This is a genomic window from Geobacillus kaustophilus, assembly GCF_000948285.1.
Lineage (GTDB): Bacteria > Bacillota > Bacilli > Bacillales > Anoxybacillaceae > Geobacillus > Geobacillus thermoleovorans_A.
In genome coordinates, this window is the sequence record NZ_JYBP01000003.1 from 3,155,622 (window position 1) to 3,171,463 (window position 15,842).

Annotated in this window: 16 protein-coding genes; 3 read left to right on the forward strand and 13 right to left on the reverse strand. The window is 53.6% G+C overall.

Translation table 11 applies throughout. From position 1 onward, the window contains the following. Positions 1-191 precede the first annotated feature (191 nt). Both LG52_RS16250 and LG52_RS16255 read right to left on the reverse strand, forming a co-directional pair. Entirely contained in the window at positions 192-1,070 is an 879-nt protein-coding gene (locus LG52_RS16250; RefSeq protein ID WP_014196869.1) for an Rpn family recombination-promoting nuclease/putative transposase, read from the reverse strand. Between the two features lie 213 nt (positions 1,071-1,283). Beyond that, a complete protein-coding gene (locus tag LG52_RS16255; protein WP_011232682.1) occupies positions 1,284-2,627 on the reverse strand; it encodes a 6-phospho-beta-glucosidase in 1,344 nt (447 codons plus the stop codon). 124 nt (positions 2,628-2,751) lie between these two features. Here LG52_RS16255 and LG52_RS16260 point away from each other — a divergent pair, with 124 nt between their 5' ends. Continuing rightward, positions 2,752-3,507 (forward strand): MurR/RpiR family transcriptional regulator, encoded by a 756-nt coding sequence (locus LG52_RS16260; protein ID WP_011232683.1) that lies wholly within the window; start codon positions 2,752-2,754, stop codon positions 3,505-3,507. Positions 3,508-3,512: 5 nt separating this feature from the next. Here LG52_RS16260 and LG52_RS16265 read toward each other — a convergent pair whose 3' ends face one another. From LG52_RS16265 to LG52_RS16285, 5 genes are all read right to left on the reverse strand, one after another. Beyond that, positions 3,513-4,949 carry a glycoside hydrolase family 1 protein gene (locus LG52_RS16265; RefSeq protein ID WP_014196870.1) on the reverse strand — a complete coding sequence of 479 codons (1,437 nt, stop codon included), beginning with the start codon at positions 4,947-4,949 and terminating at the stop codon, positions 3,513-3,515. A 373-nt stretch (positions 4,950-5,322) separates the two neighbouring features. Then, the gene (locus LG52_RS16270; RefSeq protein WP_044732738.1) at positions 5,323-6,690 is read right to left on the reverse strand and encodes an FAD-binding oxidoreductase; all 1,368 of its coding nucleotides are present in this window, start codon (positions 6,688-6,690) and stop codon (positions 5,323-5,325) included. A 109-nt stretch (positions 6,691-6,799) separates the two neighbouring features. After that, positions 6,800-7,777 (reverse strand): alpha-ketoacid dehydrogenase subunit beta, encoded by a 978-nt coding sequence (locus LG52_RS16275; protein ID WP_044732739.1) that lies wholly within the window; start codon positions 7,775-7,777, stop codon positions 6,800-6,802. After that, positions 7,778-8,857 (reverse strand): pyruvate dehydrogenase (acetyl-transferring) E1 component subunit alpha, encoded by a 1,080-nt coding sequence (gene pdhA, locus LG52_RS16280; protein WP_021322689.1) that lies wholly within the window; start codon positions 8,855-8,857, stop codon positions 7,778-7,780. A 100-nt stretch (positions 8,858-8,957) separates the two neighbouring features. After that, on the reverse strand, positions 8,958-10,265 hold the full coding sequence (locus tag LG52_RS16285) for a dihydrolipoamide acetyltransferase family protein (protein WP_044732740.1): 1,308 nt from the start codon (positions 10,263-10,265) through the stop codon (positions 8,958-8,960). Between the two features lie 654 nt (positions 10,266-10,919). Here LG52_RS16285 and LG52_RS16290 point away from each other — a divergent pair. Both LG52_RS16290 and LG52_RS16295 read left to right on the forward strand, forming a co-directional pair. Then, the gene (locus tag LG52_RS16290) at positions 10,920-11,315 is read left to right on the forward strand and encodes a VOC family protein (protein ID WP_014196877.1); all 396 of its coding nucleotides are present in this window, start codon (positions 10,920-10,922) and stop codon (positions 11,313-11,315) included. 104 nt (positions 11,316-11,419) lie between these two features. Continuing rightward, entirely contained in the window at positions 11,420-12,406 is a 987-nt protein-coding gene (locus LG52_RS16295; RefSeq protein ID WP_044732741.1) for a Gfo/Idh/MocA family protein, read from the forward strand. A 159-nt stretch (positions 12,407-12,565) separates the two neighbouring features. On the opposite strand, the gene LG52_RS16300 is transcribed toward LG52_RS16295, so the two are convergent. The 6 genes from LG52_RS16300 to LG52_RS16325 all read right to left on the reverse strand — a co-directional run bounded on the left by LG52_RS16300 (position 12,566) and on the right by LG52_RS16325 (position 15,842). Next, positions 12,566-13,003, reverse strand: coding sequence for a DUF4275 family protein (locus LG52_RS16300; protein WP_025038923.1), 438 nt, complete (start codon positions 13,001-13,003; stop codon positions 12,566-12,568). After that, positions 12,982-13,308: a hypothetical protein gene (locus LG52_RS16305; RefSeq protein WP_025038924.1), complete on the reverse strand. Its 327-nt coding sequence runs from the start codon at positions 13,306-13,308 to the stop codon at positions 12,982-12,984. The genes LG52_RS16300 and LG52_RS16305 overlap by 22 nt, the downstream gene beginning before the upstream one ends. 49 nt (positions 13,309-13,357) lie before the next feature. Then, complete coding sequence (gene arsC, locus LG52_RS16310; protein WP_020278784.1) at positions 13,358-13,777, reverse strand: arsenate reductase (thioredoxin); 420 nt, start codon at positions 13,775-13,777, stop codon at positions 13,358-13,360. Positions 13,778-13,792: 15 nt separating this feature from the next. Then, a complete protein-coding gene (gene arsB / locus LG52_RS16315) occupies positions 13,793-14,857 on the reverse strand; it encodes an ACR3 family arsenite efflux transporter (RefSeq protein WP_044732742.1) in 1,065 nt (354 codons plus the stop codon). 24 nt (positions 14,858-14,881) lie between these two features. Then, positions 14,882-15,229 carry an ArsR/SmtB family transcription factor gene (locus tag LG52_RS16320; RefSeq protein ID WP_044732743.1) on the reverse strand — a complete coding sequence of 116 codons (348 nt, stop codon included), beginning with the start codon at positions 15,227-15,229 and terminating at the stop codon, positions 14,882-14,884. A gap of 229 nt (positions 15,230-15,458) precedes the next feature. After that, the gene (locus tag LG52_RS16325; RefSeq protein WP_044732744.1) at positions 15,459-15,842 is read right to left on the reverse strand and encodes a DUF1360 domain-containing protein; all 384 of its coding nucleotides are present in this window, start codon (positions 15,840-15,842) and stop codon (positions 15,459-15,461) included.

The following is a 15,842-nucleotide window of genomic DNA, read 5'->3' on the forward strand; positions in this document are numbered from 1 at the left end:
GAACGTCGGGGCGCTAGCCTAGACAAAAGAAAATGGATGAATTGCATCTATATGAAATCCAAATAGGGGTCAGTCCGGCCGGCATCATTCGCCATACGGCGATGGCCATGCCCATCATCAAGTGCAGAGCGAGCAAAAAAACCCCGTTCCGAAACAAGCTCGCTGCATCGGAACGGGGTCTCTCCACTCGTTTATCCTTTCAACTTTTCCACTGCCTCAACCGACAGTCCAGTCAATTCACAAATCGTTGGCACATCATATCCTTTCCCTAGCATCCGTTTCGCGATGTCCATCTTGCCTTTTTCGATTCCTTTTTCGATTCCTTTTTCGATTCCCTTTTCCATCCCCCGTTGCTCATACGACACGATGAGATCCGTCACTTTTTTCGCTTCCTTCGTTCCCATTTGGTTCACCTCGTTTCGCAATTGGATTTCCTCTTGTTCGGACAGCGTCAAATACGTCTCGAAAAATCCAAACAACAGCCGCTGTTTCGCTTCGTCAAGCTCCAAGCGGACGAGCATGCGCAAAAATTCTCTTTTCACTGCCACTCTCTCACTTTCATTATACCCCATTTTGCTTAACAAGGCGGCCGCGACCGGGTTGTCGCGGCGAATGTACTCACGCCATGGCTGTTTGCGCAGTTCAACAGTAAGAAAGCGGAAATCGACAACGGTTAGGAACGGAAACTTGATGGTGAACGAGGACGGTTCATCGCGGTGTTCGTCATAGCTGAAGATGGCAATGGGAAGAATGCGACGGCGGTATTTTTGAAACAAACGGCTGACATAAATGAACATGCGCTCGGGAAACGTCGGCTGCGTGTAACTTTGGTGTTCGATATGGACGATGATCAGCCCATCTTCCCCTTTCAATTTTGTTTCCACCAATAGATCCACACGGTGCTTTTCGCCGGCCGCCACATCCGTAAACACCTCTTCGGACAAAAAGGAGACGTGGCGGAAGTCGACTTGTTCATACACGTGCGGAAAAAACAGAAGCAAAAACTCTTCAAAAAACGTCGACAGCAACTCCTTAAACAACCGGTCGTGATCGATTCGCGTTTCGGACACGGTCTCCCTCCTTGTGATATTTGAACTTTCTTTATTTTCTTCGCCGCGCCTTGGGCAAAATCCTGCCGAAAAGGCTGGTGAAAAGCATTGATTTTGTCTAAAATAAGGGGAATGTGAATGGGAAGAAAGCCCTTGTGTTGTGCGGCTTTTCACGATGAAATGACAAAGCCGCCCCGGCGACAGGCGGCTTTGTCAATCGCTTTTCCAAACGATTTAGTTTCCAGCTACTGTTTTGGCCTGTTTAAAAAACTGCGGCAAATGTTCTTTATGCGCTTCAAGCATTTCGTCCAACATTTGTTTGGCGATGGTGTCAGACGGGACAAGCGGGTTGATCGTCATGGCGACGAGCGCGGTTTGGTAGTCGCCGGTGACCGCGGCCTCGGCAGCGACGCGCTCGAACGACTTGATTTGCTGGACGAGCCCACGCACCGCGACCGGCAAATCGCCGACGGCGATCGGTTTCGGTCCATCTTTCGTGATGACGCAGTTTACCTCCACCGCCGATTCCGGAGGGATGCTCGCAATGGCGCCGTTGTTTCTCGTGTTGACCGGCTGAATGTCGCGCTTGTCGTTGTAAATGGAGCTGATCAAGCTGCACGCGGCGTCGCTGTAGTACGCCCCACCACGCTGTTCGAGCTGCGGCGGCTTGATGGCCAAGTTCGGGTCTTTGTACAGCTCGAACAGCTCTTTTTCGAGCTGCTGCACAACCTCGGCGCGCGTCCCTTTCGTTTTCGCCGCCTCCAGCTCCTCGGCGAGCATTTTGTCTGTTTGGTAGTAATACCGGTGGTACGGGCAAGGCAGCACCTTCAACCCTTTTAAGAAATCCGGCTCCCAGCCAAGGTCAACGATGTTTTTCATCGTCACACCGGAGCGGTCTGGATGGGCGACGAGATCAATCACCTTTTCGGTCACCTCGACGCCGTCCAGATAGACGTGCAAGCCAAACACCATATGGTTCAAGCCGGCAAAATCAATGTGCACGCGGTCGGCATCAACGCCAAGCAGCTTGGCGACGCCCATGCGCATGCCGATCGGCACGTTGCACAACCCGACGACTTTCTCCTGCTTCGTATAGCGCAAGACGGCTTCTGTCACCATCCCAGCCGGGTTCGTGAAGTTGATCAGCCATGCATCAGGGCAAAGCTCTTCCATATCGCGAATGATGTCCAAAATGACCGGAATCGTCCGCAATCCCTTAAACAATCCGCCCGGGCCGTTTGTCTCCTGGCCGATCACCCCGTATTTGAGCGGGATGCGCTCGTCTTTCGCCCGTGCCTCTAGGCCGCCGACACGAAATTGCGTCGTAACAAAGTCTGCTCCTTCCAAGGCCCGGCGGCGGTCTAGTGTCAAATGAATCTCAATGGGCACACCGGCTTTTTCGACCATCCGTTTGGCCAGTGCGCCAACGATTTCGAGTTTTTCTTTGCCTTCCGGAATATCGACAAGCCACAATTCCCCGACCGGCAATTCATGATAACGCTTGATCAACCCTTCGACCAATTCCGGCGTGTAGCTCGACCCGCCGCCGATCGTCGCCATTTTCAATCGTTTATCCATACTCCTCTTCCCCTTTCGCCCTGTTGGGCATGGTATAATCAATGTAGGAATCAACCAGTGGGCTTGGAAGCGCCATCCTTTCCCAGCTATCGCACGTTCCGTCCCATGAAAGCGAGGTGTCCCGATGTTCACTCCTGAACAAATCGCCCAGTTCTCCGAGCTCGACTACGCCATTTACGACTATGTGATGAAACATCCTCATGAAGTCGCGTACATGCGCATTCGCGAGCTCGCCGAGGCCGTCCATGTCTCGCCGCCGACCGTGCTCCGCTTTTGCAAAAAGGTCGGATGCGAAGGGTTCAGTGAATTTAAAACGAAATGGAAGCTGTATTTGCGCGAGACAAAGCGAACCGCGATCATCAGCAGTCAAGAGGCGCTTAAGGAATTTTTCGAACGGACGCTGACCGCCGATTACGAGCGGACCATTCTGGATGCGGCAGCCGCGATCGCCCGGGCGGATCACGTGATTTTTGTCGGCTCCGGCAGCTCCGGCATTTTGGCTGAATACGGATCGCGCTATTTTTCTGCCTTTCAAAAGTTTTCCGTCTACATCAAGGACCCGTTTTTTCCGATTTACGGCCATTATTTCCACAACTGCGCCGTGATCGCCTTGTCGGTGTCTGGAGAGACGTCATATACGCTCGCCCAAGTGCACCGGTTCAAGGAAAACGGCAGCACGATCATCAGCATCACCAACCGGAAACATTGCACACTCGCGAACATCTCGGACTACAACTTGACGTATTATGCCACCGCCGAGCGGATGGGACAGACGGATGTGACAACACAACTGCCGGTCGTTTATTTGCTTGAGCGGCTCGCGAAGGAAATGTACCGGTTGCTGCCGACGCAGACTGACCGCGGGCCGAGCGGGCGGTGACAAAGCTACAGCTCGGCACCGTTCGTCGCAATCACACGCTGATACCAATAAAAGCTTTTCTTTTTGATGCGGCGCAAATCTTTTTCCGATTCATCGTCACGGTTGACGTACACAAATCCGTACCGCTTTTGGTAGCCGTTCAGCCAGCTGAGCAAATCGGTGAACGACCAAACACAGTAACCGAGCACATCAACCCCATCCGTGATGGCGCGTTGAATTTCTTGAATATGGCGGCGCAAGTAGTCAATTCGATAATCATCATTCACGATATCGTCTGGTTCCAGCGTATCGAACTCACCTAAGCCGTTTTCTGTAATCAAAATCGGCAGCCGGTAACGATTGGCAATGCGGCGGAGGCCAATCCGCAAGCCAACCGGGTCAATCGCCCAATCCCAGTTCGTCGTATCGACATACGGATTGCGCACGGTTTTAAACAGTCCTGGAATGCCGCTCGAAGTGGATGTTCCTTTTTTTCCCGTCGTATTCATCACGCCTTCGCCGACGCCATCTGGCGGATTATGCTCAACGGTCGTCGTTTGGTAATAGTTGACTCCCATAAAGTCCGGCTTCGCCTCTTGGAGCAGCTCCCAATCGCCCGGCGCCACCGTCGGCTCGAGCCCTTGCGATTCAAGATAGTTCCAAGCCGCCTGTGGGTACATTCCCCACGCATACACATCCATCCACCAATGGTTTTGGAATTCTTCCGCGTTTTCAAAAGCGAGCACATTTTCCGGACGGCTGTCGTACGGATACATTGGCGAGTAGGCAAAGCTCGGCCCGATTTTTCCGTCAGGCACGTAATGACGGAACGATTGAATCACCTTCGCATTCGCCAAATTGGCGATATGGTTTGCCTCATACATACGTTTCATGTCTTTTACGCCCGGCGGATGCAAGCCAAGCCGGTAGCCCAAAGAAATGAAAATGTTTTGTTCATTGAGTGTCACCCAATATTTGACCCGGTCGCCAAACCGTTGAAACAATGTCACAGCATACCGGTCAAAATCATCGATGATGCGCCGCGATTCCCATGCCCCATAGGCATCCATCAAGGCTTGCGGCACGTCCCAATGGTATAACGTCACAATCGGCTCGATCCCATGGGTTCGCAGCTCCTCAATCAAGCGGTCGTAAAAATCGAGCCCTTTTTCATTGACGGCCCCGTTTCCATCCGGAAACACGCGGCTCCATGACACCGAAAACCGATACGCTTTCAACCCCATTTCCGCCATCAATGCTACATCTTCTTTATAGCGATGATAATGATCGACAGCGACGTCGCCGTTGGTCCCCTTAAACGTTCGGCCCGGCTGTTTGGCAAACACATCCCATACCGATAATCCTTTTCCATCTTCGTTCCACGCCCCTTCGACTTGATACGCAGCTGATGCTGCACCCCATAAAAACCCGGGCGGAAACGGTTTCAGATGGCGATGCTCCATTCAGATCGTCTCCTTTCTCGCAACAACGTCGATGAATCATTCTATCACCAATAAACCGTGTTTGGCGAAAAAAGTAAAGGGCGCGGCGGCTTTTTGTAACGAGACGAACGTGAAAAACAATTGTTTCTTCGGAGTAACAAACTGTTACAAAAAGGATAAGAAAAGCAAGCGCGCAGTATGCAAAAAGCAACCGTGAGGACGTTTCATGAAATGCGAGCAACGGCACTCTCCATCCTTGTAGAGAAACACAAGAAGAAAAAGGTGCTCCGTTCCATTGAGAGCACCCTTTTCCCCATAAAGGCCCGTCTTCAGCCCATTTATGTTTGGGAGAAATATTCAACCTAATCCATCGAGCCGCCATACAGATGAAGCGTTACGGCAAAAAGATTTTTCCCGGATTGAGAATGCCGTTCGGGTCAAACAGCTGTTTCAACCGTTTCATCCAAAGCACGGCGTCTCCTTTTTCTTCACACAAAAACGCCCGTTTGCCAATGCCGATGCCGTGCTCTCCCGTGCACGTGCCGCCGCGCGATAAGGCATAGCGGACGATATGGGTGTGCACCTGTTCAATCCGCGCCATCTCCTCCGGATCGTTCGGGTCAAAGGCAAGCACCGTATGGTAATTGCCGTCGCCGACATGGCCGAAAATCGCGGCGGTCATCTTCTGCTCGTCAACGAGCCGGCGCGTATCGGCGATCGCCCCTGGCAGTTCTGACAGGGGGACGCACACATCGGTCGACAGCATCGCCTTGCCTGGATACGCCGCTTGAATGGCGAACGCCGCATGATGGCGCGCTTCCCATAGCTTCGCGCGGGCGAGCGAGTCGGTTTCAACCGTGAATGAAACAGCACCCTCCGCTTCACACAATTCGTTGACAAGCTCTGTTCCGTCCTCGACGCTTGATGGGCTGCCGCTCAGTTCAATAAACAGCGTCGGCTTCACCGGATAATCGGTTTTTTTGTACGCATTGACCGCTGCGATCGTCGCTTCGTCAACGAGCTCGATTTTCCCTGGGCCGACGCCGGCCTTCAACACCGCAAACGCTGCTTGCGCCGCCGCCTCAAGCGATGGAAAGTACACTTTGATAGCGTTCGTCGCTTCCGGAATGCCGTGCAGGCGGACGATGAGGCAAGTGAACACGCCAAGCGTCCCTTCCGATCCGACGAACAAGCCGGTCAAGTCATATCCGGCCGACGATTTTACCGCCAAGCTGCCCGTCTGCATGACCGAACCGTCAGCGAGCACCACCTCTAATCCGAGCACTTGATCGCGCATGACGCCGTATTTCACGCAGTTCGTGCCGCTCGCATTCGTCGCCGCCATGCCGCCGATCGTCGCGTCCGCCCCCGGATCGACCGGAAAAAACAACCCATATCGCTTCAGCGCCTCATTCAGTTGCAGCCGCGTCACTCCCGGCTCGACGATGGCGAGAAAATCGTCCGGGCGAATATCGATGATACGGTTCATGAGCGTCAAATCCAAGCTGATGCCGCCCGCAACCGGAATGACATGCCCTTCCAAGCTCGTGCCGGCGCCAAACGGCGTAACGGGAATGCGGTGTTCGTTGGCAAACGCCATCACCCGGCTCACTTCCTCTGCTGTCTTCGGAAAGACGACGACATCAGGCGCATGCGGCGCATGGTAGGCGATGCCTTTGCTGTGGTGTTCGAGCACCGTTTCATTGATGCTCACCCGCTCGCGGTCGCCGATCAATTCCAGCAGTGATTCGTATACGTTCATCGTTCTCCTCCTCACCCGATCGGATCAAGCGGTGCCATCCATCGATGCGCCACCTTTTCTCTTGACGCACTCTGATGGTGGATCGATCGACCCGGATGGCATGGTTCGTTTAGTATCGCAGCAGCGTTTCGATCCCTTCCACGATGCGTTCGGCGTTCGGCAGCCAATCATCCTCGACCGACGGCACCGGGTACGGCGTGTCGTAGCCGGCGATGCGCACGATGGGGGCCGAGAGGGCGAATAGCGCCCGCTCGCTGATCAAGGCCGCCACTTCCGCGCCAAACCCGCCTGTTTTCACCGCTTCATGGACGATCATCACCCGCCCCGTTTTTTCGACCGAGGCGAGGATGGCATCGATATCGAGCGGCTGAAGGCAGCGCAGATCGATCACTTCCGCGTCAATCCCTTTCGTCCGCATCTCATCGGCCAGTTTGGCGACAAGCGGTACGGTCGGCCCCCACGTGAGGATCGTCACATCTTCTCCTTCTTTGACGACCCGCGCTTGGCCGAGCGGAATCGTGTACGGTTCTTCCGGCACCTCCATCCGAAACGCCCGGTACAGCTTCATCGGCTCCAAAAACAAAACCGGGTCTTCATCGCGAATGGCGGAAATCAATAGCCCTTTCGCATCGTAAGGATTGGACGGCATGACCACTTTTAAGCCTGGGGAATGGGCAAACAGCGCCTCGAGCGCATCCGAATGCAATTCGGGCGTCCGCACCCCGCCGCCGTACGGGCTGCGCACAACGATGGGGCACGAAAACCTCCCGGCGGAGCGGAAGCGGATGCGCGCCGCCTGGGCCGCCAGCTGGTCCATCGCCTGGTACACAAACCCGAGAAACTGAATTTCGGCAATCGGCCGCATGCCATTGATCGCCAAACCGATTGACGTGCCGATAATGCCCGATTCCGCAAGCGGCGTATCAAACACACGCCCCTCGCCAAATTGCTCAAGCAGCCCGTCCGTCGCCCGGAAAACGCCGCCGTTTTCGCCGACATCCTCGCCAAGCACGATGATGCGCGAATCGCGCTCCATCTCCTGGCGCATCGCTTCATTGATCGCTTCAATCATCGTCAGCTCGGCCATTTATCTCACCCCGCTCCGTTGTTTGCGCCGCATCACTTCTTCTTTTTGCTCGGCAAGCAATGTTGGCGCTTCGCTGTACACGTAATCGAATACATCGACAATCGAACCGGATTTGCTGGCGATGGCCGCCTCGTACGCCGCCGTCACTTCGTCATTCACTTGGGCGACAAGTGCTTCTTCTTGCGCTTCCGTCCATAATCCGCGCCGTTTAAGCAGCACGCGCAGACGGTAAAGCGGATCTTTCGTCCGCCATGCTTCCACCTCTTCCGGCCGGCGGTATTTCGTCGGGTCGTCCGCCGTCGTGTGCGGCCCAAGCCGATAGGTGAGCGCCTCGATCAACATAGGACCCTCGCCGCGGCGGGCGGCTTCGACCGCCTGTTTCATCGTTTCATAAACCGCCAGCACATCGTTGCCGTCAACGAGCACCCCTTTCATTCCGTAAGCGAGCGCTTTTTGCGCGATCGTCCGGCTTGCCGTCTGTTTCCGGTACGGGACGCTAATGGCGTACTGGTTGTTTTGGCAGAAAAAGATGACCGGCACGTTGTACACCGCGGCAAAATTCATCGCTTCATGAAAATCGCCCTCTGACGTCGCGCCATCGCCAAAATACGCAACCGATACTTGCGATTCGCCTTTCAATTTCGACGCCCACGCGCAGCCGACCGCATGCAACGTCTGCGCCGCGATAATGATTTGCGTTGGGAAAATGTTCAATCCTTCCGGCATCCGCTTTCCCGACAGGCGGCCCTGCACATAATGGAAAAACTGCTCAAGCGGCATGCCGTGCATCAAGCAGACCGCCACTTCGCGGTAGCTCGGGAAAATCCAGTCGTCTTTTCGAAGCGCAAGGGCGCTGCCGATTTGCGCCGCCTCTTGACCGCTAAACGGGGCATACGTCCCGATCCGCCCTTGCCGCTGCATGCGCAAAAGCCGCTCATCAATGACGCGCGCCCGCCGCATTTCCCGGTAGGCACGAAGCAGCCACTCATCGGAAAACGCCGCTAACTTCTCCTCATCGCCATTTCCGTTTTCATCGAGAATTCGCACGATCTCGACCGGCAATTTGTCCGGGTCAAACATGGGCTTCCCTCCTCATCATTTTTTCATCACGGCCCAGCTGCTTCTCTTTGGCGCTCGCTCTCTTCCAGCACGAAGACATGTCCTCCTAACCGAGCGCCGCCTACCGCACGTCCAAGAGCAACACTTCCGGATTTTCCAAATAGTGCGCCACCGTCCGCATAAACCGCCCGGCCGGCTCGCCGTCAATGACGCGGTGGTCAAAGGTGAGCGACATCCCCATCATATCGCGGATGACGATTTCATCGCCGACGACAACCGGGCGCCGTTTGATCGCATGAGCCCCGAAAATCGCCACTTCCGGATAGTTGATGATCGGCGTCGCAAACCAGCCCCCGCCCGCCCCGGTGCTCGTGATCGTAAACGTGCTTCCTTGCAGCTCCTCAAGGCGAAGCGCCTGGCGGTGCGCTTTTTCTGACAGTTCCGCGATTTCGATGGCGAGCTCGCGGATCGATTTTTGATCGGCGTCACGGATGACGGGGACGACGAGACCGGCTTTCGTCGCCGTCGCGATGCCGATGTGATACCGTTTCTTCAACACGATTTCGTTCGTTTCCTCATCCAGCACCGCATTAAACATCGGATATTGCTTCAGCGCCCTTGTCACCGCTTTAATAATAAACGGCAAATACGTCAGTTTGATACGTTCTTCCGCCAATTGATTGGCAAGGTGCTTGCGGATTTCCACCAACTTCGTGACGTCCACCTCGTCCATGCCGGTCACATGCGGCGCCGTGTACATCGATTTCACCATTTTTTCGGCGATTTTTTTGCGCAAGCCTCGAAGCGGGATTCGCTCTTCTTCTTCAAACACCGCATCCAAACTCGCGATGGATGTCCATGAGGCTATACTCTCCTGCCGTCCTCCGGCCGCACTCGCGCTGCCGGTCGGCAGAACGCCGGCTTCGTTCGCTTCCCTTCTTGCCGCCTCCGCCACCGAAGCGGCCGCCTCGCGCTCCCTGACATACCGCTCCAAATCGGCGAGCGTCACCCGACCGCCTTCGCCCGTTCCTTCCACTTCTTCGATCGGAACACCCATCTCCCGCGCCCGCTTGCGCACAGACGGCGCGGCAATCGCCCGTTTGCGCGCAGGACGAGGCGTTTCTCCATGCAGAACAGGCACGGGCTCCCGAACCGAATCTTCGATGGGCGCGGCTTCCCCCGCGACCGACGCCTCGGTTTCCACGACAATCAACGGCTCTCCAACCTTCACCGTCGCCCCTTCCGGTCCGGCAAGCGCCACGACTTTGCCAGCGACCGGCGTCGTCATTTCGACCATCGCCTTATCGGTTTGAATTTCGGCAATCGGCTGATCCGCCTTGACCACATCCCCTTCCCGGACAAGCCAGCGAATGATTTCCGCTTCATGCAGCCCTTCACCGATGTCGGGCAATTTAAATTCATAGATCATGTGATATCCCCTTCCCCTTGTTCTCATGTTGTGATTGGAAACAAAAACAATGGTGCAGCATCGATGGTGTGGCGATCATGAGGCAGTACAACGGTTAAGCGCTTACAAAAAACGTGGTGAACATTCGCTTTTTCTGCCAAAATATCAAATGAATATTTCAAATTTTCTAACCTACAAGATTTATGATAGTATATAGATTGTCAGGCTGTCAATATAAGGAGAGCGGACATTTTTCGCCTGCTTCGACAATCATCGACAGGCGTTTCCATTATCGCAAAATAATAACTGTCGGTTCGATTCGCCCCAAGCATCGAAAGCTGGTAAAAACGATGCAGGTTTCATCGGTGGGAGGCCACTTTTTAACGACATCCTAGAGGGCTGGTGAAAAACGACCGATTTCGCCGAACCCGTTGCTTTCGGCTGAAAGAGAAGCGTTGATTTTACAGGATTTCTCAATTTGAGAAGAGATTCCGTTTTCCGCGACTTTTCACTAAATCACCAGCCTTCTAGAAGGCCAATGAAAAATGGCTGTCACGCGCAAATCAGCGGCATTTTTTAAAAAAAGTTGGTTCTACAAGGTTTCTCTAATTGAAAAACGGATAAGTTCAACGGTATTTTGCAATACATCACCCGTCTTATATAGGAGGAGTCGACATGCGTCTTGCCACGATTCACCATATCGCCATTATTTGCTCGGACTATGAGCGGTCGAAACGATTTTACACTGAAATTCTCGGTTTTCGCCCCATCCGTGAGCAATACCGCGCCGAGCGCCGCTCGTACAAACTCGATTTAGAAGCGGACGGCGGCATTCAGATTGAGTTATTCTCCTTCGAACACCCGCCAAAGCGCCCAAGTTGCCCAGAAGCGTGCGGACTGCGCCATCTTGCTTTGGCGGTGGACAACCTCGATGAAGCCATTGCCTACTTGCGCCAACATGGCATCGATGCCGAACCCGTCCGCGTTGATGAAGCGACCGGAAAACGGTTCACCTTCTTCCATGATCCGGACGGGCTGCCGATCGAGCTGTATGAAAATCGAGCTGTATGAAAACTAGAGAGAAAAGCGCACTTGCTCAATGACGATGACAAAACGAAGCCCCTCCGTTAATTTATGGTACAATGAGGGTCGATACGATCAAGGAGGGAAACAATATGGTGCGATTCGCGACAATCGGCACAAACTGGATCACCGAAGCGTTTATTGGCGCCGCGCAGCTCGTCGATTCCATTGAACTCGCCGCCGTCTACTCGCGGACGGAGGAAACAGCGAAGCGTTTTGCCGAGAAAGTCGGAGCGCCGCGCACGTTCACTGATTTACACGAACTGGCGGGCAGCCCTGACATTGATGCGGTCTACATCGCGAGCCCGAACGCACTTCATGCCGAGCAGGCGATCTTGCTCATGAACCACGGCAAACACGTCTTATGCGAAAAACCGCTCGCCTCGAACGCCAAAGAAGTAAAGGCGATGATCGAAGCGGCCGAGCGAAACGGCGTCGTGTTGATGGAAGCGATGAAAGCGACACTGCTCCCCACATCCCGGTCCATCCGCGAGCACTTGCCGAAACTCGGCCGCATCCGCCGTTATGTGGCGAGCTACTGCCAATATTCATCGCGCTATGACGCCTATAAGCAAGGAACGGTGCTCAACGCCTTCAATCCGGCTTTTTCGAACGGAGCATTGATGGATATCGGCGTCTACTGCCTGTACCCGATGGTGGTGCTGTTTGGCAAGCCGAAGAGCCTCAAAGCACAAAGCCTCAAGCTTGAATCGGGGGTAGACGGCGAAGGAACAATCGTCTTCGACTACGGGGGGATGGATGGGATCGTCTTTTATTCGAAAATCGCCAATTCCTACTTGCCGGCGGAAATCCAAGGAGAAGAAGGAAGTATGATCATTGACGCCATCCATACGCCGACCAAAGCGGAAATCCGCTACCGCGACGGGCGCGTCGAGGACATCACCGTCCCGCAAGACAAACCGCCGATGTATTACGAGGCGGAAGAGTTTATCCGTCTCATCGAAAGCGGGGAACGGGAGTCGTCCATCAACTCACACCGCCATTCGCTTTGGACGATCGAAATCATGGACGAAGCGCGAAGACAAACCGGCATCCTCTTTCCCGCCGACGAGCGATAAACGAAACGTTCCAACCGAGTCTGTACGCGGACCGGTTGGAACTCTTTTTTCAGGCGTTTTTTCTGCCTCATCGGATTCCGTTGATAAGCAAAACCAGTAGCGTGTATTTGCACCCAACCAAGGAGCTGAGGACCGAGCTCCTGACTGGAAACCACGGTGTCACCTTTTGCTAAAATACGGGCCAAGCCATCCGCTTTCGTGCGTGATGACAAACGTCCAGTTGAACTCGCTGTCCACCACGTATAGATCGATCTTGGCGTTTTCCGCTGCCAGATCAGCGGCTTTCAAGACGGAAGCGTCCTCCACTTTGAACGCATCGTCACCATATTGAAAGAAAAGATAGCAGCACGTTTTCTCTTCTTGATCAAACGCCGTCTCCGCTTCTTCTTCCGTTAAACAGTCTCTCATTTTATAGCTGAACACATGCCATAAGTAGCCGTTGACTCCATTCCGATTATGAAGGTGGATGTGTTGTTTTTCTTCCGCAGTCAAATGGCCGGCAAACACCTTTTCCCACTGTTGTCGTAATTGCTCCCCGAAACCGGATTGTTTGCTGATTTTTATGTTTCGGCGAGCTAACTGATGAAATAACTCCATTCGGTTTCTCTCCCAGAAGGTTGGTGATTTAAGGGGAAATGCTGCTCTCCAACAGTGTTTCTCAAATTGAAAAACCTTGCAACACCATAACTTCCTTCCTTACGATTTCGCACAAACCGAGCGAATCCGTTGTTTTTCACCAGCCTTCCAGGGACCTGATGCGGCGCCGCCTTCATTGGTGTGCTCATTTCGTCTGTCAGAATGTGCGATGGATCGACAAGATGGCTTCTCACCATCTTTTTCGCGCCGAGCGGTTTTCGTCCGTTCAGCCACTTCCCTGTTTCCGTCCGCACTTCGATGAGCAACTGCCGCGCACCCTATGCGCGACCGTTTCTGCGCCTTGCCGCCCCGTTCCTATTCGCCCGTCTCAGCAAACCGGCGGAGGCGCGCGCCAATTTCATCGCGCACGCGGCGGAACACCGCGAGTTTCTCCTCTTCTGTCCCTTCCGCTTTCGCTGGATCGTCAAAGCCCCAATGGACGCGCTTCACGTGCGGCGGAGTGACCGGACAATGGTCGGCCGCATGGCCGCACAGCGTCACGACCAAATCAGCACGGTTCAGCAAGTCCGGGTCGATGACATCAGACGTTTGCTTCGAAATATCGATGCCGACTTCTTTCATCACCTTGACCGCATTCGGATTGAGCCCGTGCGCTTCAATCCCGGCGCTGTACACATCCCATTCATCGCCTAACAGTTGTTTGGCCCAGCCTTCCGCCATTTGGCTGCGGCATGAGTTGCCTGTGCATAAGAAATAAATGATTTTTTTCTTCATCGTTGATTCCCACCTTTATTTTGATTCTGGAGCAGCAGAGGAAAAATACTTTCGCTGAAACGCTAAAGCGACGTTGACAAGCGCGAGCATCACCGGCACTTCAATAAGCGGACCGATGACCGCCGCAAACGCCGCGCCCGAATGAATGCCAAACACCCCAACGGCGACGGCAATGGCCAGCTCAAAGTTGTTGCTTCCCGCCGTAAACGCGAGCGTCGTCGATACCGGGTAGCCGGCTCCCAATTTTTTCGCCAAAAAGAAGGAGACGAAAAACATCAAAACAAAATACAGCAACAACGGAATCGCAATCCGGACGACGTCAAGCGGCAAGCTGACGATCATGTCTCCTTTGAGCGAAAACATCACGACAATCGTAAACAAGAGCGCAACGAGCGTCAGCGGGCTGATTTTCGGCACAAACACCGTTTCATACCATTGCCGCCCCTTCGCTTTCACAAGCACAAACCTTGTTGCCATGCCGGCCAAAAACGGAACCCCTAAGTACAGGAACACCGATTTTGCCACTTCCGTCATCGTGATGTTCACGACCGCCCCTTCAAGCCCGATCCACTCGGGAATCACCGTGACAAACACATACGCGTACAGCGAGAAAAACACGACTTGAAAGAGCGAATTGAAAGCGACAAGCCCTGCCGCATATTCCGCATCGCCGCGCGCCAAATCGTTCCAGACGATGACCATGGCGATGCAGCGGGCGAGGCCGATTAAAATCAAGCCGATCATATACTCCGGCTTATCCGGCAAAAAGACAATCGCCAAGATGAACATCAGCAGCGGACCGATCACCCAGTTTTGCACGAGGGACAAAACGAGCACCTTCACATCTTTGAACACACGTCCCATTTCTTCGTAACGCACTTTCGCCAGCGGCGGATACATCATCAAAATCAACCCGATCGCAATCGGAATCGAGGTTGTTCCGACTTGCAGGCGGTTCAGCCCATCCACCAGCCCCGGAGCCCAAATCCCGATTCCAATCCCAGCCGCCATCGCCAAAAAAATCCATACCGTCAAATACCGATCTAAAAACGACAACCGCTTCGGTTCGCAACAATCCATCATCATTCACCCCGTTTGAAAAAATCAGCACCCGCAGCGGAACGCCGGATTCGCTTCCTCGATTTTGCGAATGTTTTCGTCTTGATCGGGAACGTACGACAATATCGTTTGCAACAGCGAGTAGTATTCGCTTTGCGGACGGAGCGAATAATACACCCATTGCCCTCTCCGCTCCTCTTGGAGCAACCCGGCGTCTTTCAATTTGCGAAGATGCTGGCTGATCGCCGGTTGGCTTGACGAAAACACTTCCATCAGCTCACACACACAGCACTCCCGCTTTTGTAAAATGGCTAAAATCGTCAGCCGCGTCGGATCGCCGAGCAGCTTCAACACCCGGGCTGTCGCTTCCATCTCCATTGCGAGTTGCGGCATATAACCCCTCCATTCATCATCATATAATTATTTGCTTATAAAAAAACGAACATACATCATGGAAACAGTCGCGCCGACCAACGAAATTGTTTCTGTCAATCAGTATATAATTAAATGCTTATATAAGTCAATAACGATATACCTACAAAAGCAAGAAAAGCGAGCGTGCGGCATTTTTCCGCCGCACGCCCGCAAATGTTCCCTGCTCTCTGCCCGCCGCCAACACACTCTAGTCCATTCGTTTTTTCGCCGCCGACAACAGATCGATCGCCTTCGTCCCCACCCCGACAAACGTCTCCAAAATCGCCTGCGCCCCGGCGATCGAAAAAATAAAAATAAACGGCATTGCAATTGTCGGGATGAATAAATACCCAAGCGCGAGAAACATCGCACTCCATACACCCGCGCACCAATAACAATTCAACAAATAACCAAATTTCGATTTCGGCACTTTCTTGATTTCCGTACTCCCGTCCTCGTGTTGAATTTCCTCTTTTTTCATAAACGGATTGCGAATAAATTCAGTGATCTTATCAAAGACGATCAAATGGGTGAACCGGTAGCTGGCTAAAATGATCATGATGTACGTCATCCAGTCGAGTTTGTGAAGCAT

Bases quoted from the DNA above. Each gene is read 5' to 3' on its own strand.
- LG52_RS16255 (WP_011232682.1), bottom strand. From the start codon at position 2,627: ATGGATAAACGATTGAAAATGGCGACGATCGGCGGCGGGTCGAGCTAC.
- LG52_RS16260 (WP_011232683.1), top strand. From the start codon at position 2,752: ATGTTCACTCCTGAACAAATCGCCCAGTTCTCCGAGCTCGACTACGCC.
- LG52_RS16265 (WP_014196870.1), bottom strand. From the start codon at position 4,949: ATGGAGCATCGCCATCTGAAACCGTTTCCGCCCGGGTTTTTATGGGGT.
- LG52_RS16270 (WP_044732738.1), bottom strand. From the start codon at position 6,690: ATGAACGTATACGAATCACTGCTGGAATTGATCGGCGACCGCGAGCGG.
- LG52_RS16275 (WP_044732739.1), bottom strand. From the start codon at position 7,777: ATGGCCGAGCTGACGATGATTGAAGCGATCAATGAAGCGATGCGCCAG.
- pdhA (WP_021322689.1), bottom strand. From the start codon at position 8,857: ATGTTTGACCCGGACAAATTGCCGGTCGAGATCGTGCGAATTCTCGAT.
- LG52_RS16285 (WP_044732740.1), bottom strand. From the start codon at position 10,265: ATGATCTATGAATTTAAATTGCCCGACATCGGTGAAGGGCTGCATGAA.
- LG52_RS16290 (WP_014196877.1), top strand. From the start codon at position 10,920: ATGCGTCTTGCCACGATTCACCATATCGCCATTATTTGCTCGGACTAT.
- LG52_RS16295 (WP_044732741.1), top strand. From the start codon at position 11,420: ATGGTGCGATTCGCGACAATCGGCACAAACTGGATCACCGAAGCGTTT.
- LG52_RS16300 (WP_025038923.1), bottom strand. From the start codon at position 13,003: ATGGAGTTATTTCATCAGTTAGCTCGCCGAAACATAAAAATCAGCAAA.
- arsC (WP_020278784.1), bottom strand. From the start codon at position 13,777: ATGAAGAAAAAAATCATTTATTTCTTATGCACAGGCAACTCATGCCGC.
- arsB (WP_044732742.1), bottom strand. From the start codon at position 14,857: ATGGATTGTTGCGAACCGAAGCGGTTGTCGTTTTTAGATCGGTATTTG.
- LG52_RS16320 (WP_044732743.1), bottom strand. From the start codon at position 15,229: ATGCCGCAACTCGCAATGGAGATGGAAGCGACAGCCCGGGTGTTGAAG.
- LG52_RS16325 (WP_044732744.1), bottom strand. From the start codon at position 15,842: ATGCTTCACAAACTCGACTGGATGACGTACATCATGATCATTTTAGCC.